We start from the raw sequence: 19,881 nt of genomic DNA on the forward strand, positions 1-19,881 counted from the left end.
ATAAGTCGTTTAGAACTTCATCTTAGTTGCCAAACTAACGCTGAATATAAAAAAACACCATTTCCGGGGAGGAAATCGTGTTTTTTATTAAAACATCGGATTTTCTTCTAAAAATTTATAAACGTTCTCGACCAGCTCGTCCGGTGTTTCACCGTGTACAATTTCTCCATTCACTAAAGCGAATAAAGAACGGGCACAGTGCCCACAATATCCGAGGCAGCCGTATTCAATCACATCCAGGTCATAATCCTGTTCCAATTTCTCTAGTGCACGCTGTGAGCCGTTGGCCAGGTTGCTGACACAAAATTCGATAATCGGCTTCATCTTTTCACCTCGCCTTACTTTTCTATCCTATCTTGTACGAACAGGACAGTCAAACCCTTTAACTTGTCCCTTCGGTTTTTCATGAAAATGGTTGAGAAATTATAGTAAAATGCTATACTTAGAAGTGTTTGAATGTGAAATCGCTTCCGTTGAAGCCTGTAGAAAACGTTGATTTACTGCTATTATTGACAACATTAGTACACATTGTGCCATAGAAAGAAGGGAAAGACAATGAAACACCTAGTATTGCTTGGCGGAGGATATGGAGGAATGCGCCTCATGAAGCGCCTGCTCAATGCATCTGAGCTTCCATCCGACGTCCAAATTACCTTAATCGACAAGCTTCCTTATCATTGTTTAAAAACTGAATATTATGCGCTGGCTGCTGGAACGATTTCCGACCACCATATCCGGGTTCCGTTTCCTGAACATCCCCAGCTTAGGGTGAAATACGGAGAAGTAACCGGCCTTGATTTTGCCGGAAAACAAATCCACCTTTTAGATGATGAAACTGTGACTTATGATGAATTAGTCATTGGCTTAGGCTGTGAAGATAAATATCATAATGTCCCTGGTGCTCCGGAATATACGCTCAGCATTCAAAGTGTGGACAAGTCCCGCGAAACCTACCAGGTATTAAATAACCTTCCGCATAATGCAGTTGTCGGTGTTGTAGGTGCAGGATTGAGCGGTGTCGAATTAGCCAGTGAACTCCGCGAGAGCCGTTCCGATTTGAACATCAAGCTTTTCGACCGCGGACCGATCATACTTAACGGGTTTAAACCGCGCCTGAGCAACTATGTACAAAACTGGTTCATTCAGCATGGTGTTGAGGTTATCAATAATTCAAATATTACACGCGTTGAACAAAATGTACTTTACAATCACGACACCGCTATCGAATGTGATGCCATCGTCTGGACAGCCGGCATTCAGCCAAACAAACTCGTACGTGAACTTGATGTAGAAAAAGATGCTCAGGGCCGGGTCAAAGTGACCAAATATCACCATCTTCCGAACGACGAAAATGTTTATGTAGTTGGTGACTGTGCGAGCATGCCATTCTCTCCAAGTGCCCAGCTAGCGGAGGAACAAGCAGAACAGATTTCTGATATCCTTCTTAAAAAATGGAGGAATGAACCGATGCCAGAGCTTGAAGAAATCAAGCTGAAAGGTGTTATGGGATCCCTGGGCAAGAAGAGCGGATTCGGTACGATGGGCGGAGCTTCCCTCATCGGACGTGTTCCCCGTCTCTTAAAGTCCGGAATTCTCTGGCTCTATAAATATCAAAACTAACGTAAAAAAATCCATGGGGTGATCTTCAATCACCCCATGGATTTTCTTTTGTCGAAAAGCCTTTTTATCTCTAATTATTAACTCACCAATTTAGACAACATCCCGATAGCCGTGCTGTTCCATGATTTCATAAATATCCTTCAATCTTGGATTTCCTTCTGCTACGATTTCATTGTTGATGACAACAACCGGATAGAACAGATCTTCCTCCAGAATCTGAAGAACAAATTTCTGGTTCTCTCCTTCTGTTGGAGAAAAGATATCCACGTATTCTATACTGAAGAGCTGATCTGGAAATTTCCGTGAGATGGCCGCTTCCAGCCATTCTGCTGTTTCTTTTGATGTAGGAAGATTCACACAGCTCGCACATTTTTGTTCCCCGCCGAATACTTTTATGATGATCTGACTCAAGTCCATTCACTCACCCCAATTTGTAGTCCCCTGCTTTCTTTTATTGTAATAGATTCTGCTCCGTTAATAAAGGTGAATTCTTTTCAATGTTGTGATGCGCGCACATGGATTTTTTTATTCAAAACCCGTATAATAAAGATAAGTTTTTAATGAAAGGAGCATTTTATTATGACTACTGAAATTTCTATGCGTGAGCAAGTTGAAGAAGTTCTAGATAAATTACGCCCATTTTTGCTTCGAGATGGCGGTGACGTTGAACTCGTTGACATCGAAGACGGAATTGTTAAAGTACGTTTGATGGGTGCTTGCGGAAGCTGCCCTTCCTCAACCATTACGTTAAAAGCCGGTATCGAGCGCGCCCTTCTTGAGGAAGTGCCTGGTGTCGTTGAATTGGAACAAGTATTTTAATTAAAGCGATATGTAAAAAACCCCGCTCAATGGAGTGGGGTTTTTTTATGCCGGAAGAGAAAGCTGTTCGATTCGAACTCCCTTTGAATCAGGAAGAACCATTCTGCAGACATAACCCTCAAACACTGATGCCAGCCGTTCCCTGATACGTTCTCCGGAACCTGCCGGCACAAAGCTGATCACTGTCGGGCCTGCCCCGCTTATGGCTGTTCCATAAGCGCCAAGTTCAAATGCTTTCTGTTTAATTGCTGCAAAATCAGGAAACCAGCACTGGCGATAAGGTTCGTGCAGCAGATCTCTTTCCATCATTTTTCCTGCCGTTTTCCAGTCGTTTGTAAGCACAGAAGCAACTAACACGTTGCTTACCGCACTCGCCTGAACTGCCTGAGCGTGAGGCAAGCTTTCGGGCAATGCTTTTCTTGCCTTGCTCGTTGAAAGCTCAAAGGACGGGATGACAAGCACCATTTCCACTGATAAATCATGGACTTGTACCGTTTCAACCGTGTTTTCTCCGTAGCTGCTGATGGCTAAGCCGCCGATCAATGAGGGGACCACATTGTCAGGATGCCCTTCCATTTGGCAGGCATATAAGGATTTCTCTTTATTAGACAAAGAGAGTGAAAGTACACGGTTTGCCCACTCTATACCAGCTACGATTGCTGCCGCACTGCTGCCCAGTCCCCTTGAAAGAGGGAGCTCGCTCTCCACTTCAATGGAGCAGCATGGCAGCTCTTTACCATGATCCTTTGCAACCAGCAAAGCTGCATCATGTATTAGATTCGTTTTTTCTCCGTTCAGTACTTGCAGTTCATTTCCAATGTAAGTGAATTTCCATTGTGAAGACGGAAACACATTCACGGTTAAGTACATTGTGATCGCCATTCCTATTGAATCAAAACCAGGCCCTAAATTAGCTGTACTGCCCGGTACTTGGATGGAAAACGGGGAAAAGGTCATTGAAGCACACAACCCTTCATGGCCTCCCTCAGCTCTTCAATTTGATTGGAAACTTTGACCGGGTTGACAGTAACCGTATCCATCGCTGTCTCCGGATCCTTCAGCCCGTTTCCAGTCAGCACGGCGACAACCTTTGTTCCTTTGGCGAGCTTGCCGCTTTTTACGAGTTTCCAAACGCCTGCAATGGATGAGCACGAAGCCGGTTCTGCAAAGACGCCTTCTTTTTTCGCCAGCAGATGGTATGCTTCTACAATTTCCTGATCACTGACACTGTTCACCCCGCCATTCGACTGCTGTACAGCATCGACCGCGAAGCTCCAGCTGGCTGGATTCCCGATTCGGATTGCAGTGGCAATTGTTTCTGGATTCTTTACTACGGCATTATTAACGATCGGGGCTGCTCCTTCCGCCTGAAAGCCTTGCATCCTCGGGAGCCCGCTTCCCTTCTTCTCGTGATATTCTTTGAATCCTTTCCAATACGCAGAAATGTTGCCTGCATTGCCTACGGGAATGGCGAGCACATCTGGTGCTGAACCCATCGCATCCACGATTTCAAACGCTGCTGTTTTCTGTCCTTCCAGACGGAACGGATTGACGGAGTTTACGAGAGTCAGTGGCTCTTCTTCACTTAATCTGCGGACCATCTGAAGTGCCTCATCAAAATTCCCATCGATCTCAAACACTTCCGCACCATACATTTTAGCCTGTGCCAGCTTGCCGAGCGCCACTTTTCCAGAAGGAATAACTACGATACACCGGAGCCCTGCCCTCGCTCCATAGGCGGCAGCCGCTGCACTCGTGTTACCCGTTGACGCACAGATGATGGCCTTGCTTCCTTCTTCCTTCGCTTTCGCTACGGCCATTACCATCCCCCGGTCCTTGAAGGATCCCGTCGGATTGGCTCCTTCATATTTAACGGAGAGCTCGATACCCCATTCTTTTGAAAGGTGTTCAAGAGGAATAAGCGGTGTGTTTCCCTCCAACAGAGAAAGTTCAGGTGTAGCGGCATTGACGGGTAAGAAATCCCTGTATCGATGAATTAGTCCTTTATAGCTCATTGTGCTCCTCCTTCTACTCTGTAATGGCTCTTAATTTCTTTGACGATCCCTGAATCCCGTAACTGCTGATAAATCTGGTCATTTTGGTGCTTTGTTGTCGTATGCGTTACGAGAACCACCTCAGCAACCCCATCTTCACCGACTGGTTTTTGAAGCAGTTTTTCCAAGCTGACGTGATTTTCTGCAAAGACAGATGTCAGAGAAGAAAATGTTCCTGCTTCATCTTTGACATGCAATCGGTAAAAGTACTTCCCTTCAATCTCATCGGCTTGCTTTAATTGTTTTTCAAATTGAGGAGCCACTACACTTTTTCCGTTAACGCCAAGGCGCATATTGCGAACGACTGCTACAAGGTCAGACACGATGGATGTAGCGGTAGGCAGCTGGCCGGCACCCGGGCCGAAGAACATGGTCTCCCCAACAGCTTCTCCATAAATGTAAACCGCGTTATACTCGTTTTGTACAGACGCAAGCGGATGCGTATCCGGAAGCAGCGTCGGTTCCACACTCACTTCGACTTTTCCACCATCCTTTCTTGCGTTGCCGATCAATTTCATTGAATAGCCAAACTGGCGGGCATACACTAGATCATCACTTGTAATATTGGAGATCCCCTTCACTTCCACATCATCAAGATGAATGTTCATAGAAAAACCGAGGGATGCCAGAATCGCCATCTTCCTTGCTGCATCGATTCCTTCCACGTCTGAAGTCGGGTCAGCTTCCGCATAGCCTAAGTCCTGAGCCTCTTTTAATACTTCTTCAAACGTTAAATTCTGTTTGTCCATCTTCGTTAAAATGTAGTTGGTCGTTCCGTTTACGATTCCCATCATCTTCGTGATCCGGTCTGAAGCAAGCCCGTCCACAAGAGTGCGAATAATCGGAATTCCTCCTGCTACACTCGCTTCATAAAATAGATCACACCCATTTTTTTCTGCAGCCGACAGTAATTCTGCACCATGCAGCGCCATAAGATCTTTATTTGCTGTAATCACATGTTTTTTATTGTTTAAGGCCAGCAAGATGTATTCTCTCGCTAGCTCTATACCTCCGATAACCTCAATGACAACATCTATTTCAGGGTGGTTCACAACCTCTTCAGCATTGCTCGTCAATAATTCCGGCTTAATTGTACAGGATCTTTCCTTGTCAAGATTTTGTACGAGTACTTTTTCTATGTAGACCGGACAGCCTACACGGTGAAGCAATTCCTCCTGGTGGCCCTCCACCATCCGGACCACTCCGCTTCCTACTGTTCCTAGTCCTAATAATCCTACAGATACGCTTTCAACCAATGCCAACACTCCTGTCCTCACTAGAAATACATATGTTTTTATATTAAGGACAATTGTAGACCCTATTTGGGTTTGAAACAACCAGAAATATTGTAAAGATTTTGGTAACGCTTACATTTTAGTGTGAGACAAAAAGCCTCTTTTGCTAGCTAGAGGCCAAATAGCAGGTTATTATCCGCGTTTGAAACCACCCTCTGAATGTATGATCTGGCCTGTAATCCATTCGCTTTGATCGCTGGCAAGAAAATGAACTAACCTTGCTGCATCATCAGGCATCCCAACTCTTCCTGATGGGAAACGGGCAGCTAGGTGCTTATGCGTCTCTTCATTCATCCAGCCCGTGTCTGTCGGTCCAGGATTAATCGCGTTTACTGTAATGCCTTGTTCCCCCACTTCCTCACTGAATGTAACTGTAAGTGCATCAATGGCCCCTTTTGTAGCAGCATAGGCAAGTTCTCCCGCCATCGGCCCTTTAGACTGTCCTGACGTCATATTAATGATCCTTCCGCCAGAAACTCCATTCCAGCGGCGGGCGAATTCCACACAAAGCATTGACGTTGCGCGAACATTGATTTCATAGTGTTTGTCCAAATGTTCTGCCGTGAACGTCGCAATCGTGTCATTTACTGAATAACAGGCGTTGTTAACAAGAATGGAAGGCGACCCAACCGTACGTTCCGCTTCATCAAACAGCCTTGCATAGGAATCGGCCTCCGCAAGATTCAATTCCATCATTCCATGAGCCATACCGAACCGTTTCAGCTCCTGTAAGAGGATTTCAGGATCGCTTTCTTTTTTTCCCCAAGGCATTCCCTTATCATAATTCGACCAATATGTAAAAAAAACAGAAGCCCCTCCCCGGGCAAGTGTCCGGCAAAACGCCGCACCCATCCCTTCCAGCCGGCTTACTCCCGTGACAATAGCAGCTTTTCCTAACAATTCCTTGTTCACTTCTTTATCCCTCATTTATTCATGATTACCTGTATTCACAGCTGCAGGAGGCTTTATCCCCTGCAATACATGAGCAATATTACTCACAGCAAGTCTTGCCATCTTAAGGCGTGTTTCTGTACTTGCACTCCCAATGTGTGGAAGTGCCGTCAAATTAGGATGTCTTAAAAGCGGATGGTCTGGATTGATCGGCTCTTCCCGGAATACATCCAGACCTGCACCATTGATCCAGCCCTCTGATAACGCACGGTCCAGCGCCTCCTCAACCACTACTCCGCCTCGCGATACATTTATAAACAGCGCCGTATCTTTCATCATCTTAAAAGCCTTTTCATTAAATAGATCCTTCGTTTCTGGCGTAAGCGGCGTTAAACAGACAATATAATCCGATTCTTTCAGCAAGTCCTCGAATATCCGGTAAGAGAGCCCCAGCCTTTCCTCAGTTTCAATCTTTCGACGGCGGTTATGATAAAGAACCTTCATATCAAAGCCTGATGCCCGTCTGGCTACCGCTTCACCAATACGCCCCATGCCAACGATTCCCAATGTTTTATGGTGAATATCAGTACCTGCAAGAAGAAGGGGGCTCCAGCTGTTCCATTTTCCATCTTTAATATATTCTGCTGCTTCTGTAATTCTCCTCCCGGCTGCCATCAGCAATCCGAATGCCAGGTCTGCTGTTGTGTCTGTAAGCACATCAGGTGTGTTGCAGACGGTCACTCCGTATTTTGAAGAAGCTTCCACATTAATATTATCGAATCCAACAGCAAGATTAGCTACAGCCTTTAAGTACGGCGCCTGGCGCAAAAGCTCCTCATCAATTCGGTCTGAGAGCATCGTCAGCAGTCCTGCTGCCTTATTTGCCTTTTCAAGCAGAATACTGCGCGGAACCGGTTTTTCTTCTTCCATCCACATTTCCACCTCAGCGATTTCCTGCAGTTCAGCAAGTGTTTCTTGTGGTAATTTTCTTGTTATGTACACATAGGGCTTCATATCAGCACTCCAAGCTTTTTCTTTTATCTTCTCATGTTTGTCCTATCAGATCAATTTAGGAAAGCATAAGCGCCCTGTTAAGGTCCGACAAGCGCTGGAGCTAGACAAAAGAAAAAGCGCTTCACTAAGAGCGCTTTTACGTGCTGGGGAGAAGCCAGTTAACGATTGGAATCTGAAGCCGATCGGCAGGCAAGCCGATCAATGGAAAAAACGAGCGCAAGAAATTTTCGTTCTGCTCTTCCCTCAGCAGATATTCTGTAAATTTGTGCTGAGATAATTCTTTGCCGATCTCCCGTTCATTTTGATAGTGCTTTTCAAGCAGATCAAAATACCATACCGGATATAAAAGACGTCCGTATAACAATCTCCAGCCTTCTCTTTTTAGAGGGATTACCCGCTCGTAATCATCGAGAAACGATGTGATGCTTTCAGGAGTAAAGTTTTTTTGGTATACACAGGAACGGATCCACTCTGCAATATCACGCACAGGATGGTCGAGTACCCAGCCTGTAGGAAGCTTTATATAATCGTTATCAAACTGAAGCCATGAATTCTCCTGAAATCGCTCGTGGCATATGGAGGGGCCGGCCTCTTCTCTTATGGAATCTTCCATATTGTAATCGATGATGTACTGGATCGCATTTTCTGAAAGTCCTTCATAATAAGGAAAGGTCGTTAGAAACAATTGGTCAAATTCTGTTTTTACCGGCTTCGCAAAAACTTCCCGGTACCACTCTTTGGCCTGGTCCACACGGTTCATCCACAGGACGGCCCAGCTTCCATACAATAAGCTATCCGACGTAGCCGGCGGAGGAAGCTCTCGGCCGTTTTTATGGAAGGCGGCAAGTTCTTCGCCCAGCGGCCTTTTTTCCGATGCAGTTCGGTTTGACTTTTCAATTTTGAATAATAGGATAGGTTCACCCTCAATATTGGCATTAGGGAGGTTCGACATTGTAGGAAAAAGTCCTGCGATGCCCTTCTCCCCCTTGTACCTTAAATAATCGCTGAAATAAACAATCTCTTCAATGCGGTCAATCGTAATCTTTTTCTGCGGAATGACTAAGTACTGTTCTCCCCCAGAAACAAAATAGCGATATCCACTGATGCTTCTTTTTCCATCACAATATAATTGATAATGATGATAAATGTCCCTCTCGAACATAGCCTCACCCCAACTCCTTCAATAATTATAGTCTATGACCCAACACCTTTGATGGTTATTAAATTTTGGCTGGACTCATAACTTAGGTTTGGACACATATACTATAAAAAGCTTAACGTCGTGAAAGATAAGGAGATCTTTATGAGAGAGAAAAAGGTAGAGAATGTTGAGGAAACAGCACTGCGCCTGCTCAAGGAACGGGGCGTAACATTAAAGGATATCGCCGAACTTGTTTATTTTCTTCAAGTGCCTTACCATCCTGACCTTGAGTTATCTGTCTGCCTTCAGAACGTAGAAAGGGTCGTTGCCAAACGTGAGGTGCAAAACGCTATATTGACTGGAGTACAGCTTGACATGCTCGCCGAGAAAAAAATGCTTGAAGGCCCTCTTCAGGAAATTCTTGAACGAGATGAGAGCTTGTATGGCATCGATGAAGTAATTGCTCTTTCTATTGTTAATATATACGGATCCATCGGTTTTACGAACTACGGCTTCATTGATAAACAAAAACCGGGCATCCTTGAAAAATTGAATGATAAATCCTCAGGAAAAGTTCATACCTTCCTCGATGATATTGTGGGTGCGATTGCGGCCGCTGCTTCCAGCCGTCTTGCCCACCGTGCAGCCAATACTGAGTAATCAGAAGAAAACAGCTCCCCACCGGAAGCTGTTTTTTCAGTTTATACAAATGCTTTCCATTCATCCAGTCCATTCACCGTGTACGTCGGCTGAATATCAACCAGGCCGAGGTGCTCCTTCTGGGTTACACCCGTGTGTACAAGGAGGGTATCAAGGCCAGAACGTATTCCCGCCAAGATATCGGTATCGTAATTGTCGCCGATCATCAATGTATCTTCCTTCGCGGTACCGAGCTCTTCAAGTGCCATCTCCATAATAACCGCCTCCGGCTTACCAATAAAGGTCGGTTCTACCCGTGTGGAAACAGCAACAACAGAAGTCAGCGAGCCGTTTCCTGGTAAAAGGCCTCTTTCGGTAGGCAGAGCAATATCTCCGTTGGTGGAAATAAAACGAGCGCCGTTTCTCACAGCAAGACAGGCAATCGCTAATTTTTCATAGTTGATCGAACGGTCGATCCCCATAACCACAAAATCAGGCTGCTCCTCAGTAAGGGTGAAGCCCTTTTCCAATAATGCCTGTCGAATCCCTTCTTCTCCGATGCAATAGACAGTAGCGTCTGGTTTAATTTTTTCAATATAGTTGGCAGTTGCCATGCTTGTCGTGTACACATGATCCGAGGTGGCTGGGATTTCAAAGTTTTGGAGAACAGATGCCACTTCTTCTTTCGTTTTTGAAGAGTTGTTCGTCACAAAAAGATAAGGGAGGCCTCTCCTGTTCAGCTCCTGAACGAATTGCACCGCCTCTTCAATCCGTTCCTTACCTCTGTACATCGTTCCATCCAGATCAATCAAATAGCCTTTATATTTTTTCATTTCACAAACTCCTTTTTTCAGTCAAAGGTTAGTGTACCAAAATTGGGACCTTCCTAACAAAAATTCGAACCCCTTATCTCTCCTTTTCCCCTTTATGTATTTTTTTCCATTTGGAGTGCACGATAAGAAAAAAGGAGGTCATCTTATGTCTAAAAATATAAATGAAACTGTTGTTTCTGGAGTACAAAACGCATTGAATCAAATGAAACAGGAGATTGCCAGGGAGTTTGGTGTTTCTTTAGGAGCAGATACGACGTCTAGACAGAACGGTTCGGTTGGCGGCGAGATCACGAAGCGCCTCGTACAGATGGCTGAGCAACAGCTTTGAAAGAAAGTAGCTAGACATCACATCTTTTCAAGTTTTCATTGATATCAAAAAACCAGGAGGGATTCCCTCCTGGTTTTTATTTCGGCGTTCCTGGCTGAAAATATTCAATTCTCTCCCGGTCAGGGCCATAGAAGAAAATATACTGAGAACCATCCGGCAACGATGTCTCCTTATCTTCGACTAACAGAACGCTATGATTCTTCAGCTCCTGAATTTCTTTCGAGAGATCATCTACGGTAAACGCCACATGATTCACTTTTCCTTCTTCAGCCAGCTGTCTATTGTGGCCTCCTACCAGCTCAACCAGGATCTCCCCTTCCAGTCCCAAAAAAACTAGTTCGATTCCTGGCTTGGAGTGTTTCATTCGGTTGATTACATCCAAACCTATGATGTCACGGTAAAAGGAAATGGATTCTTCCAAGTTTTCAACCATAATTCCTATATGCTCAAGCTTTCTTACAGCCATACCAAACATCCCTTCCAATTTCGATTCATTCACCTGAAAATTTCATACTTGTCTTAAGTATAGTAGAAAGGGAGTTTATTGAACATAACAATTACTGGCCGCTTGGAACCGGACTTATTACCGCTAGTGCCTGCTCGAGATCATAGATAATATCATCAATCGTTTCAATGCCCACCGATAGCCTTACCATCTCAGGCGATACTCCTGCTCTAAGCTGCTCTTCCTCTGTCAGCTGCTGATGCGTAGTGCTTGCCGGATGGATAATCAAAGATTTGGAATCCCCAACGTTCGCCAAGTGAGAGAATAACTTCACACTTTCGATGAGCTTTCTTCCTTCTTCTACACCGCCTTTTACCCCGAAAGTGAGGATAGCACCAGCACCTTTAGGCAAATATTTCTGCGCCAGCTCATTAAACTTGTTATCTTCTAATCCAGGATAGTTCACCCAGTCGACAGCAGGATGTTCTTTTAGGTATTTCGCCACCTTCAGGGCATTTTCACTATGCCGTTCTACACGCAGTGCCAGCGTTTCTAACCCTTGAATAAAGAGGAAGGAGTTAAACGGCGATACGCAAGAACCGAGGTCTCTGAGCAATTGGACACGCGCCTTGATAATATAAGCCAGCGGTCCGACTGCTTCCGTATAAACGACGCCATTATAGCTTTCATCCGGCTCCGTAAGTCCCGGGAATTTGCCGTTCGTCCAATCAAACTTACCGGAATCTATGATTAATCCTCCAATCGATGTGCCGTGTCCGCCAATGAATTTTGTAGCGGAATGAACGACAATGTCTGCTCCATGCTCGATCGGACGGCAAAGATATGGTGTCGCAAACGTATTGTCTACGATAAGGGGAACACCTGCTTCATGAGCAATTTCTGCAATGGCCGAGATATCTGCCACGTCAATTTTCGGATTCCCGATCGTCTCGATGTAAACGGCTTTTGTCTTTTCAGTAATGGCATCACGGAAGGACTGAAGGTTATCCACATCTGCAAATTTAAAATTGATTCCGAGCTTCGGAAGTGTATTCGCAAACAAGTTATACGTTCCGCCATATAAAGAGCCAGACGCTACAATTTCGTCACCTGCTCCCGCTATGTTTAATATGGAATACGTAATCGCCGCCTGGCCGGATGCCACCGCCAGCGCTCCTACACCGCCTTCAAGCTTTGCAATCGTCTGTTCAAACGCATCCTGTGTCGGGTTCATGATTCTGCTGTAAATATTCCCAAACTCTTTTAAACCAAAAAGGTTGGCTGCGTGCTCCGTACTGTTGAACTGATAAGACGTTGTCTGGTAAATCGGAACCGCCCTCGCGCCTGTTGTCGGATCTACTTTCTGTCCCTCGTGCAATGAAACCGTCTCAAAACCATATTCTCTTTCTTCACTCATGTTCAATCTCTCCTTCTAAAATGTAGTGGTTTAAACAGAGGCAAGGATCTGAGTAAAATGTTAGCCAACAAGAAAAGCTGAAGTGCCCTACTAAGGTCCGACAAGCGCTGGAGTTCTTCTCAAGCAACACGTTTTTTGTGTTGAGGGAGAAGAACGAAGACGACTAGGATGAAAAGAAGATCTTCCTTTTCATCTATCGAGGACCTTAGCTGCATTGGGCACTGAAGCTGGACAATCAAAAAGACCTCTTCTAAAAGAAGAGGTCGCAGTTTTCACCGTCGGCTCTCATCTTTCAGAACATTTGCGTGTTCTGCTGAAATTAGCACCATGCATTTCTGCTGGTTGCCGGGTTTCATCGGGTCAGTCCCTCCACCTCTCTGGATAAGATACATCTGAATATTAAGTTATTTTGAATAATACTGAACTTTAATGTTGAAGTCAACCCTTTTTTCACGATAGGAGAGTGGCCAAGTTTTTGGCACGCTCCCCAGGGCCGATGTTCGAAACTTTGCATTTTTTATTTTCTGCTGCAGTCAGCAATACCTTAAAAACAGAGTTGATGGGATATGGAAAAAGAGAGCACCTTTGATGGAGCTTCCTGACGTCCTTCGTGCGTCAACAGATGGAAAGAATAAAGAGCGGATGATCGTAAAAATCCAATAAAAAATAACCCTATTGGCGGATCGGCCAGTAGGGTTTTATGCGTTTTTCTCTTCGGAAATCAAATATTTGCAATACGAGCCGCCTTTAGCAAGACACTCTGTGCGTTCCACATGGTCTGTACCGAGCATTCTCTGGAATAAAGAAAGCTCACATGAGCAGGCATGCTGATATTCATTTGCTACTTTGGCAATCGGGCAGTTGAATTCTTTTAATTCATACTGGCCGTCTTCTGTTTTTTCCCACTCGACCATATAGCCGGCTTCGTTTTGAATGTCGGCGAGTTCTGCCACCTTTTGCTCAAAGCTCTTATTCTCCATCCGTTTCTTATACTTATCATTTAAGCGGTTTTCCCGGCGGACAAACAATTCATGCACAGCTTTCTCACCGGCAATCTCCTGAATGTCTCTCATAAATTCAACGGTCAGCCCCGAATAGTTGCGCGGAAATTGTTCATCCGCTTCTTCGGAGAGCTGATACACATTCAGCGGCCGTCCCATGGCCTGGCGGACCAGGGTGGTTTCAACGAGCCTGTCTCTCTCTAATGTATTTAAGTGGCGCCTGACAGCCATCTCGGTAATCCCCAGGCGGCTGGCCATTTCAGTAACCGTCAATTTTCTATATCGCTTAAGCATATGAATGATTTCAGAACGGGTAGAGGTGTTATTAGCCATAGCCATTAACAATCACCTTCCTTACCCCTATCTTACAGCATTTGCAAGCAAAAGTACATTCTAAACAAAAATGTTTAGAAAGAGGGATCGCAGCTTTTACTTCTGATCCTCTTCAGGCAAAAATGCAGAAACAGGCCCCAATTCTTGTTCAATATAGCGTCTCACATCGGCAGGGAAACTTTCGATCGATCCAACATTTTCCAAAAGGACCTCGGAAATTTCAGAATGGCTGACACTCGCAAATTGCTGGACCAGCATTTTGCGCAGCAATACAACCTTTTTCAATCCTTTCGCATTTTGCGCCGTGATCACTCTTTCATCCTCAAGGATATCCAATATGTCTTCATAACTGCCCGGATCCCTCATGATGAAGCCATCGATCATCGAATTCCCAACATCGATCATACTTTCGATGATAACGTGAGCCGCTCGTTCAAGAGCCAGCTTTTCTACATCACCTTCCTTGCCGGCCAGTTTCTTTGCCTGCTGAAGCAATGATTCCAGAAATACTAAATGGTGTTCAATCTTTTTTCTGTCAACAAAATACATATGTATCACCCTGCCTTGTCATTCTGCATAGTCCTTATTAGTTTATCACAAAAATCAAGGAGGATTACGGAAGTAGCCTCCTATTTTCTTATTGCGGCTTGTCTGCTATCATGGGAAAGAAAGAAGGAAAGCCCTTGCGGCAAGGAGGACTGAATGTGGCAGAAGAACGCTTTTTTCTGTATGACGATACCGAGAAATCCGAGACACGCTTCGTAAGTTTTATGGGAACGAATACCCGATTTGACCTCGCCATTGTAAAAACAGGAAGACATTACGGCAAGAGCCTGATACTCGATCTGCAGGGAAGCCGTTTTTCCATCATAGGAGAAGATGACCTTGAAGAAGAGGGATACTTGGAGCATGTTTTCCAGCTTAATGAGGAAGATGCACAGGAGCTTCGGGAGTTCCTATACGAAACATTATAGTTTTGCGGGAAAATTAACCACACAAAAAAAGCCATTCCATGGGCAGTTTAAAAAAGGATAGATGACTTCTATCCTTAACCTGCCTGAAGGGAATGGTTATTTTGTATAACAAGGACAAAAAAACCTATACGGATTTCTCTAATGTGGAAACCGGCAGGCGCTATGTTCTGCCTGAAGACTTGCCTGAAGGACCGTACGGATCTCCAATTAATGCAAAGCTTGGCAAATCTACTCCCTGGGAAGAAAATCAGCGGTATTACAGCGCCTTTAACTATGAATATAAAAATCTTCACGCCGGCACGGAACGCCAATATCCCGGTGCCCATCCGACGCATGATGATCCTGGAGAAGATACAGAAGAACCATACCAAAATTATAAATAAGGCAGGATAAATAACCCCTTGTTGATCAGGGGGTTATTTTCTTTAGCACAAAATAAGGACAGCCAAAGTTACAATACTCATAAATGTATTCCGGAAGCGTACTGATCTTCGTGTCATATGTCGCTTTATCATGCCCGTCTTCGAAAAAGCCGCGCAGCCTGAGCTGTTCATATCCGATATCACCGACAAGATAATCATATTTATGTAAAATTTCGCTGTACCTTGATTTGAGCAGTTCCTCATCAAAGGCCTCTTTATTATTCTCTATCAGTTCGTAGCAATGCTCACCAATACAAATCATGAACTCACCTCACTTTTATATTTTACCATGTCCCATAAAAATACAGCCAACAATTTCTTTGTAAAAAGTTTTTTATTGTGGTCAACCTAAGGAAAAGGAGGTGAATCACATGAACAAGAAAATTGCTGCATTAATGATCCTATCCTTTACCCTGTTTACCGCTGCCTGCTCGGATGATAACACTCGAAAAGAAACAACAAGCGGTTATAAATTTTCCAACACCAGCTACAAAAATTACAAAAATGATAATAATACGATGGGAACCGACAGAAGATACGGGGACTTCGGCTATGTGCGACATGAATATAAGGGAGAGAACAGAAAGCCCCTCTCTGCCAATCAAATACCGAAAATGGATCGCCAAAAACTGGCTGACATGATTACTGACATGGCTGTGCGCCTGCCGAACATTAAAGATATGGCTGTTTTGGTTACAGATGAAGAAGTCCTCATGGCTTACGAAACAACGAGCAAAAATCGGATGGCCATGGCGGATAATGTTAAAAAAACAGCTTTTTCCGTCGTCCCCCGCTACTACCATGTCTACGTTTCAGATAAAAAAGGCATGATCGGCAAACTCGAGCAGTACCGCTCCATCAACTATGATACCGAAAATGCCGAGGGAATCATCGACCGATTGATTGCACAGATGAAAAAATCTCCGCAAGGATACAAAGTAAGCGATGGCGAGAATCAGAACGGGGAAATGAAAGGTGAAATGAACAGCCCGATGAATAAATAAAAAAAGGCTGGCCAAGAAGTCTGGAAGCTGTTGATTTCCGCTTCATGCTGCTCGCTTTCCGCGTGGCGTGCGGTGAGCCTCTTGGTGCAAGCACCTGCGGAAGTCTCACCTGTCACGCTAGTCCCGCAGGAGTCTCGCACCTTACACTCCAATCAACTTTTCATCGAAGATTTTTCACGGCAAAAAGGAGCTGCCTGAAGGTCAATTTTTGACTTTCAGGACAGCCCCTTTTTCTAATTAGTTGCTTTGAACCGCTTTGTTGGCAGCATTTACCTGTTCATCCGCATGGTAAGAGGAACGGACAAGCGGACCTGCTTCACAATGCTTGAATCCTTTGCTAAGAGCAATTTTGCGAAGCTCCGCAAATTCGTCTGGATGATAATATTTTTGAACCTTTAAATGTTTCTTTGTCGGCTGCAAATATTGTCCTACGGTAACGATATCAACATTGTTGGCACGAAGGTCATCAAAAGTTTCAATGATTTCTTCCATTGTTTCCCCGAGGCCGATCATAATGCTCGATTTTGTAGGGATGTTTTCGTTCATTTCTTTTGCACGGCGCAGGAACTCAAGTGTACGCTCATACGTCGCACGGGCTCTGACTCTTGGTGTCAAGCGTCTTACCGTCTCAATATTGTGGTTCATGATATCAGGCTTGGCATCCATTAAAGTTTCCAGGTTTTCTTGAACGCCCATCATATCGGAAGGAAGAACTTCAATGGAACAGAAAGGGTTGCGCTTGCGAATCGCTCTTACGGTTTCCGCAAAAACAGCTGCACCGCCATCTTTCAGATCGTCACGGGCAACAGCGGTAATGACCACGTGCTTCAATCCCATTTGTTCAACAGATTCCGCTACGCGTTCCGGCTCCTGAAGATCCAGTTCTGTCGGCAATCCCGTCTTTACTGCACAAAAACGGCAGGCACGGGTACACACGTCACCAAGAATCATGAAGGTTGCCGTTTTTCTTACTGCCCAGCACTCATGGATGTTCGGGCAACGCGCTTCTTCACAAACGGTATGTAGCTTCTTTTCGCGCATCATTTTTTTGAGGCCCTTATAGTTGTCGTTTGTGTTCAGCTTTATTTTTAGCCATTCCGGTTTACGGATGTGCTCTTCTTTCTTAGCCAAAATCCTCACTCCAATTCATCGTCCTGCACAAAAAAATCTTGTGCTTTAAAAGTAGAGATACATTAGAAACTTTAACATAACTGGCGGTAAAACTCCACAATCCATGATATTTCCATCATTTATATAATATGAAATTTCTTTTCCCAACCAAACTAAGGATATGATGCAGGAAAGGAGTTGAAGAACTCACCATGAAAAAATGGCTAAGACTTTTCTTGTTTGCTTCCTTGATCGGCTTTATTTTTCCTGAGCGGGAGGCCTTGGCCGCACCAACCTACAATAAAGAAGATGTACAGCGGCTGGCGCTATATAAAAAGATGGAAACGGTATCGAGCATTCCCTGGTACTACTTCGCTGGTGTCGATCAGTACGAACGAAGCGTACGGCGTGCCCGAAGAGATCTTCCTGATGCTTCCGGACTTGTCGGCATTTATTTCTCCCCTATTCAATGGTCAGGCCCGTTAAATCCAAACATGGAGGACAAAAGCCCTGATTCCATTCGAATATTTGGCGGTGCAGGTATGGATGGGAATAATGATGGAGTCGCCGATAGGAACAACGATGAGGATTTGCTGTACACGTTTGCGAACATTATCCAGAAATACGGGTTTGATCAAGAAAATTTTAAAATTGGATTATGGGAATTCTATAGACGGGATAAGGCTGTCAGCATCATTATGGAGAATGCCCAAATTTACAAAGCCTATGGAACAGTCGCATTGAACCAGCACGCTTTCGTCGTCCCTCTTCGTTCGAATTACAGCTTCAAAAACACTTGGGGTGACCGAAGGGGGTATGGCGGCCTGCGTATTCATGAAGGGACAGACATCTTTGCTGACTACGGTGTGCCGGTAAAAGCAACATCATACGGAATCGTTGAGATCAAAGGCTGGAACCGCTTTGGCGGCTGGCGGATCGGAATCCGAGACATCAATAACGTCTATCATTATTTTGCGCATCTCTCCAGTTTTAACAAATCCATTGAAAAAGGATCAATCGTACAGCCTGGAATGGTCGTAGGCTATGTGGGAAGCTCCGGGTATGGCCCGCCAGGTACGTCCGGAAAATTCCCGCCTCACTTGCACTATGGCATGTACAGAGATAACGGCTATACGGAATGGGCTTTTGATCCCTACCCATACCTCCGAGCCTGGGAACGACAGGAGCGGACTGCAGCACGATTGCATCGCTAATAAAAAAGCCACCCGTGGGTATAAAACGGGTGGCTTTTGCATATTGCTATATTTTTTCGATCACAAGAAAATCATGGGAATATTTATTTTTTTCGTCTACAATTCCCGGTGTTTCGGAGACCAGCTTCCATTCGGATTCATCATATTCAGGAAAATATGTATCTCCATGAAAGCTTTCGTTAATCTTCGTAATATACATCCGTTGGACATGCGGCATAAACAATGAAAAAACTTCCGCACCGCCAATCACACATACTTCTTCTTCCTGCCGCTCCAGTACCTGGTCTATCGATTGAATGACAGTGCAGCCTTCAGCTTGAAATGATTCATCTCTCGTCAGGATGATATTTTCACGGCCCGGAAGCGATTTTCCTATGGATTGAAAGGTTTTGCGGCCCATAACAATCGGTTTGTTCATCGTTACTCTTTTAAAGTGCTGCAGATCAGCCGGGAGGTGCCAAGGGAGATCATTGCGATCACCGATCAATCGGTTCTCGTCCATAGCGAACACATAAGAAATCATACTGATACCTCGCCTTTAATCCGCGGATGGTGCTCATAATTCACGAGCTCAAAATCCTCATATTTAAAATCAAAGATAGTAGCCACTTCTGGATTGATCTTCATCAAGGGCAGCGGTTTAGGCTCTCTTGTCAGCTGCAGTTTCACCTGATCCAAATGATTCAAATAAATATGAGCATCACCGACCGTATGTATAAATTCGCCTGGCTTCAGGCCGCATACTTGAGCAATCATCAGGGTTAACAGCGCATACGATGCAATGTTAAACGGAACACCCAGAAAAAGATCCGCTGACCGCTGATAAAGCTGGCAGGATAATTTTCCGTCAGCTACATAAAATTGAAAAAGGGTATGGCATGGAGGAAGAGCCATTTTTGGAACATCGGAAGGATTCCATGCCGAAACCAAAAGCCTTCTGGAATCCGGATTATGCTTAATATCGTGAATGAGATTGGAAATCTGGTCGATCGTTTCGCCGCTTGGAGTCTTCCATGAACGCCACTGATGGCCGTAAACCGGTCCCAGATCACCATTTTCGTCTGCCCATTCATCCCAGATTGACACTCCGTTTTCACGAAGGTAGCCTATGTTCGTGTCTCCTTTTAGAAACCAGAGAAGCTCATGAATAATGGACCGCAAATGAAGTTTTTTCGTGGTCACTACCGGAAATCCCTCTGCAAGGTTATATCGCATTTGCCTTCCAAAAACAGAGATCGTTCCTGTTCCTGTACGGTCTTCTTTTCTTGTCCCATTTTCAAGGGTATCTTGAAGCAGGTTCAAATATTGTTTCATTTCAGCCGAACAC

The 19,881-nt window shown here is 44.7% G+C and carries 25 protein-coding genes and 1 riboswitch; of the genes, 8 read left to right on the forward strand and 17 right to left on the reverse strand.

Features of this window, described 5'->3' with window-relative positions:
- Positions 1 to 87 precede the first annotated feature (87 nt).
- A complete protein-coding gene (locus LCY76_RS17225; protein ID WP_053357314.1) occupies positions 88 to 324 on the reverse strand; it encodes a YuzB family protein in 237 nt (78 codons plus the stop codon).
- A gap of 231 nt (positions 325 to 555) precedes the next feature.
- Between LCY76_RS17225 and LCY76_RS17230 the strand changes: the two genes are divergently transcribed.
- Positions 556 to 1,620 carry an NAD(P)/FAD-dependent oxidoreductase gene (locus tag LCY76_RS17230; protein ID WP_248253639.1) on the forward strand — a complete coding sequence of 355 codons (1,065 nt, stop codon included), beginning with the start codon at positions 556 to 558 and terminating at the stop codon, positions 1,618 to 1,620.
- Positions 1,621 to 1,710: 90 nt separating this feature from the next.
- Here LCY76_RS17230 and LCY76_RS17235 read toward each other — a convergent pair whose 3' ends face one another.
- Entirely contained in the window at positions 1,711 to 2,037 is a 327-nt protein-coding gene (locus tag LCY76_RS17235) for a YuzD family protein (RefSeq protein WP_248253640.1), read from the reverse strand.
- A gap of 162 nt (positions 2,038 to 2,199) precedes the next feature.
- Between LCY76_RS17235 and LCY76_RS17240 the strand changes: the two genes are divergently transcribed.
- Positions 2,200 to 2,439 (forward strand): NifU family protein, encoded by a 240-nt coding sequence (locus tag LCY76_RS17240; RefSeq protein ID WP_053357311.1) that lies wholly within the window; start codon positions 2,200 to 2,202, stop codon positions 2,437 to 2,439.
- Between the two features lie 45 nt (positions 2,440 to 2,484).
- On the opposite strand, the gene thrB is transcribed toward LCY76_RS17240, so the two are convergent.
- From thrB to yutH, 6 genes are all read right to left on the reverse strand, one after another.
- Positions 2,485 to 3,408 (reverse strand): homoserine kinase, encoded by a 924-nt coding sequence (gene thrB / locus LCY76_RS17245; RefSeq protein WP_248253641.1) that lies wholly within the window; start codon positions 3,406 to 3,408, stop codon positions 2,485 to 2,487.
- Positions 3,393 to 4,454: a threonine synthase gene (gene thrC, locus LCY76_RS17250; RefSeq protein ID WP_248253642.1), complete on the reverse strand. Its 1,062-nt coding sequence runs from the start codon at positions 4,452 to 4,454 to the stop codon at positions 3,393 to 3,395. The genes thrB and thrC overlap by 16 nt, the downstream gene beginning before the upstream one ends.
- Positions 4,451 to 5,749, reverse strand: coding sequence for a homoserine dehydrogenase (locus tag LCY76_RS17255; RefSeq protein ID WP_248253643.1), 1,299 nt, complete (start codon positions 5,747 to 5,749; stop codon positions 4,451 to 4,453). The genes thrC and LCY76_RS17255 overlap by 4 nt, the downstream gene beginning before the upstream one ends.
- 171 nt (positions 5,750 to 5,920) lie before the next feature.
- Positions 5,921 to 6,715, reverse strand: coding sequence for an SDR family oxidoreductase (locus LCY76_RS17260; protein WP_248253644.1), 795 nt, complete (start codon positions 6,713 to 6,715; stop codon positions 5,921 to 5,923).
- Complete coding sequence (locus LCY76_RS17265; protein ID WP_248253645.1) at positions 6,716 to 7,693, reverse strand: 2-hydroxyacid dehydrogenase; 978 nt, start codon at positions 7,691 to 7,693, stop codon at positions 6,716 to 6,718.
- A gap of 136 nt (positions 7,694 to 7,829) precedes the next feature.
- Entirely contained in the window at positions 7,830 to 8,855 is a 1,026-nt protein-coding gene (gene yutH / locus LCY76_RS17270; protein ID WP_248253646.1) for a spore coat putative kinase YutH, read from the reverse strand.
- 141 nt (positions 8,856 to 8,996) lie between these two features.
- Between yutH and LCY76_RS17275 the strand changes: the two genes are divergently transcribed.
- A complete protein-coding gene (locus LCY76_RS17275; protein WP_248253647.1) occupies positions 8,997 to 9,494 on the forward strand; it encodes a phosphatidylglycerophosphatase A family protein in 498 nt (165 codons plus the stop codon).
- 41 nt (positions 9,495 to 9,535) lie between these two features.
- Here the strand turns inward: LCY76_RS17275 and LCY76_RS17280 are convergent, their stop codons facing one another.
- Positions 9,536 to 10,306, reverse strand: coding sequence for a TIGR01457 family HAD-type hydrolase (locus tag LCY76_RS17280; protein ID WP_248253648.1), 771 nt, complete (start codon positions 10,304 to 10,306; stop codon positions 9,536 to 9,538).
- Positions 10,307 to 10,451: 145 nt separating this feature from the next.
- Between LCY76_RS17280 and LCY76_RS17285 the strand changes: the two genes are divergently transcribed.
- A complete protein-coding gene (locus tag LCY76_RS17285; protein WP_248253649.1) occupies positions 10,452 to 10,634 on the forward strand; it encodes an alpha/beta-type small acid-soluble spore protein in 183 nt (60 codons plus the stop codon).
- 76 nt (positions 10,635 to 10,710) lie between these two features.
- Here LCY76_RS17285 and LCY76_RS17290 read toward each other — a convergent pair whose 3' ends face one another.
- The 4 genes from LCY76_RS17290 to LCY76_RS17305 form a co-directional block, all read right to left on the reverse strand.
- On the reverse strand, positions 10,711 to 11,100 hold the full coding sequence (locus tag LCY76_RS17290; RefSeq protein WP_248253650.1) for a VOC family protein: 390 nt from the start codon (positions 11,098 to 11,100) through the stop codon (positions 10,711 to 10,713).
- Between the two features lie 91 nt (positions 11,101 to 11,191).
- On the reverse strand, positions 11,192 to 12,496 hold the full coding sequence (locus LCY76_RS17295; RefSeq protein ID WP_248253651.1) for a homocysteine synthase: 1,305 nt from the start codon (positions 12,494 to 12,496) through the stop codon (positions 11,192 to 11,194).
- 282 nt (positions 12,497 to 12,778) lie between these two features.
- Positions 12,779 to 12,884: riboswitch (SAM riboswitch) on the reverse strand.
- A gap of 310 nt (positions 12,885 to 13,194) precedes the next feature.
- A complete protein-coding gene (locus LCY76_RS17300) occupies positions 13,195 to 13,836 on the reverse strand; it encodes a helix-turn-helix transcriptional regulator (RefSeq protein WP_248253652.1) in 642 nt (213 codons plus the stop codon).
- Positions 13,837 to 13,926: 90 nt separating this feature from the next.
- Complete coding sequence (locus LCY76_RS17305) at positions 13,927 to 14,379, reverse strand: DUF86 domain-containing protein (RefSeq protein WP_248253653.1); 453 nt, start codon at positions 14,377 to 14,379, stop codon at positions 13,927 to 13,929.
- 155 nt (positions 14,380 to 14,534) lie between these two features.
- Between LCY76_RS17305 and LCY76_RS17310 the strand changes: the two genes are divergently transcribed.
- Both LCY76_RS17310 and LCY76_RS17315 read left to right on the forward strand, forming a co-directional pair.
- The gene (locus tag LCY76_RS17310; RefSeq protein ID WP_231689220.1) at positions 14,535 to 14,804 is read left to right on the forward strand and encodes a DUF3055 domain-containing protein; all 270 of its coding nucleotides are present in this window, start codon (positions 14,535 to 14,537) and stop codon (positions 14,802 to 14,804) included.
- Between the two features lie 92 nt (positions 14,805 to 14,896).
- Positions 14,897 to 15,187, forward strand: a complete 291-nt coding sequence (locus LCY76_RS17315; RefSeq protein WP_248253654.1) for a hypothetical protein — start codon at positions 14,897 to 14,899, stop codon at positions 15,185 to 15,187.
- A 25-nt stretch (positions 15,188 to 15,212) separates the two neighbouring features.
- Here the strand turns inward: LCY76_RS17315 and LCY76_RS17320 are convergent, their stop codons facing one another.
- Entirely contained in the window at positions 15,213 to 15,488 is a 276-nt protein-coding gene (locus tag LCY76_RS17320; RefSeq protein ID WP_053357299.1) for a YutD family protein, read from the reverse strand.
- 109 nt (positions 15,489 to 15,597) lie between these two features.
- Between LCY76_RS17320 and LCY76_RS17325 the strand changes: the two genes are divergently transcribed.
- On the forward strand, positions 15,598 to 16,230 hold the full coding sequence (locus tag LCY76_RS17325) for a YhcN/YlaJ family sporulation lipoprotein (RefSeq protein ID WP_248253655.1): 633 nt from the start codon (positions 15,598 to 15,600) through the stop codon (positions 16,228 to 16,230).
- A 237-nt stretch (positions 16,231 to 16,467) separates the two neighbouring features.
- Here LCY76_RS17325 and lipA read toward each other — a convergent pair whose 3' ends face one another.
- A complete protein-coding gene (gene lipA, locus LCY76_RS17330; RefSeq protein WP_053357297.1) occupies positions 16,468 to 17,361 on the reverse strand; it encodes a lipoyl synthase in 894 nt (297 codons plus the stop codon).
- A 191-nt stretch (positions 17,362 to 17,552) separates the two neighbouring features.
- Here lipA and LCY76_RS17335 point away from each other — a divergent pair, with 191 nt between their 5' ends.
- Entirely contained in the window at positions 17,553 to 18,554 is a 1,002-nt protein-coding gene (locus tag LCY76_RS17335) for a M23 family metallopeptidase (RefSeq protein WP_053357296.1), read from the forward strand.
- Positions 18,555 to 18,600: 46 nt separating this feature from the next.
- Here the strand turns inward: LCY76_RS17335 and LCY76_RS17340 are convergent, their stop codons facing one another.
- Both LCY76_RS17340 and LCY76_RS17345 read right to left on the reverse strand, forming a co-directional pair.
- Positions 18,601 to 19,077: a dihydrofolate reductase gene (locus LCY76_RS17340; RefSeq protein ID WP_248253656.1), complete on the reverse strand. Its 477-nt coding sequence runs from the start codon at positions 19,075 to 19,077 to the stop codon at positions 18,601 to 18,603.
- Entirely contained in the window at positions 19,074 to 19,868 is a 795-nt protein-coding gene (locus LCY76_RS17345) for a thymidylate synthase (RefSeq protein WP_248253657.1), read from the reverse strand. Before LCY76_RS17345 ends, LCY76_RS17340 begins: the two co-directional genes overlap by 4 nt.
- Positions 19,869 to 19,881: the final 13 nt, after the last annotated feature.

It is taken from the genome of Fictibacillus marinisediminis, from assembly GCF_023149135.1.
Lineage (GTDB): Bacteria > Bacillota > Bacilli > Bacillales > Fictibacillaceae > Fictibacillus_C > Fictibacillus_C marinisediminis.

What these genes read in the sequence shown, in the direction of transcription:
- LCY76_RS17225 (WP_053357314.1), bottom strand. Translation starts at nt 324, where the DNA reads ATGAAGCCGATTATCGAATTTTGTGTCAGCAACCTGGCCAACGGCTCA.
- LCY76_RS17230 (WP_248253639.1), top strand. Translation starts at nt 556, where the DNA reads ATGAAACACCTAGTATTGCTTGGCGGAGGATATGGAGGAATGCGCCTC.
- LCY76_RS17235 (WP_248253640.1), bottom strand. Translation starts at nt 2,037, where the DNA reads ATGGACTTGAGTCAGATCATCATAAAAGTATTCGGCGGGGAACAAAAA.
- LCY76_RS17240 (WP_053357311.1), top strand. Translation starts at nt 2,200, where the DNA reads ATGACTACTGAAATTTCTATGCGTGAGCAAGTTGAAGAAGTTCTAGAT.
- thrC (WP_248253642.1), bottom strand. Translation starts at nt 4,454, where the DNA reads ATGAGCTATAAAGGACTAATTCATCGATACAGGGATTTCTTACCCGTC.
- LCY76_RS17260 (WP_248253644.1), bottom strand. Translation starts at nt 6,715, where the DNA reads ATGAGGGATAAAGAAGTGAACAAGGAATTGTTAGGAAAAGCTGCTATT.
- LCY76_RS17265 (WP_248253645.1), bottom strand. Translation starts at nt 7,693, where the DNA reads ATGAAGCCCTATGTGTACATAACAAGAAAATTACCACAAGAAACACTT.
- yutH (WP_248253646.1), bottom strand. Translation starts at nt 8,855, where the DNA reads ATGTTCGAGAGGGACATTTATCATCATTATCAATTATATTGTGATGGA.
- LCY76_RS17275 (WP_248253647.1), top strand. Translation starts at nt 8,997, where the DNA reads ATGAGAGAGAAAAAGGTAGAGAATGTTGAGGAAACAGCACTGCGCCTG.
- LCY76_RS17280 (WP_248253648.1), bottom strand. Translation starts at nt 10,306, where the DNA reads ATGAAAAAATATAAAGGCTATTTGATTGATCTGGATGGAACGATGTAC.
- LCY76_RS17285 (WP_248253649.1), top strand. Translation starts at nt 10,452, where the DNA reads ATGTCTAAAAATATAAATGAAACTGTTGTTTCTGGAGTACAAAACGCA.
- LCY76_RS17290 (WP_248253650.1), bottom strand. Translation starts at nt 11,100, where the DNA reads ATGGCTGTAAGAAAGCTTGAGCATATAGGAATTATGGTTGAAAACTTG.
- LCY76_RS17295 (WP_248253651.1), bottom strand. Translation starts at nt 12,496, where the DNA reads ATGAGTGAAGAAAGAGAATATGGTTTTGAGACGGTTTCATTGCACGAG.
- LCY76_RS17300 (WP_248253652.1), bottom strand. Translation starts at nt 13,836, where the DNA reads ATGGCTATGGCTAATAACACCTCTACCCGTTCTGAAATCATTCATATG.
- LCY76_RS17305 (WP_248253653.1), bottom strand. Translation starts at nt 14,379, where the DNA reads ATGTATTTTGTTGACAGAAAAAAGATTGAACACCATTTAGTATTTCTG.
- LCY76_RS17315 (WP_248253654.1), top strand. Translation starts at nt 14,897, where the DNA reads ATGGTTATTTTGTATAACAAGGACAAAAAAACCTATACGGATTTCTCT.
- LCY76_RS17320 (WP_053357299.1), bottom strand. Translation starts at nt 15,488, where the DNA reads ATGATTTGTATTGGTGAGCATTGCTACGAACTGATAGAGAATAATAAA.
- LCY76_RS17325 (WP_248253655.1), top strand. Translation starts at nt 15,598, where the DNA reads ATGAACAAGAAAATTGCTGCATTAATGATCCTATCCTTTACCCTGTTT.
- LCY76_RS17335 (WP_053357296.1), top strand. Translation starts at nt 17,553, where the DNA reads ATGAAAAAATGGCTAAGACTTTTCTTGTTTGCTTCCTTGATCGGCTTT.
- LCY76_RS17340 (WP_248253656.1), bottom strand. Translation starts at nt 19,077, where the DNA reads ATGATTTCTTATGTGTTCGCTATGGACGAGAACCGATTGATCGGTGAT.
- LCY76_RS17345 (WP_248253657.1), bottom strand. Translation starts at nt 19,868, where the DNA reads ATGAAACAATATTTGAACCTGCTTCAAGATACCCTTGAAAATGGGACA.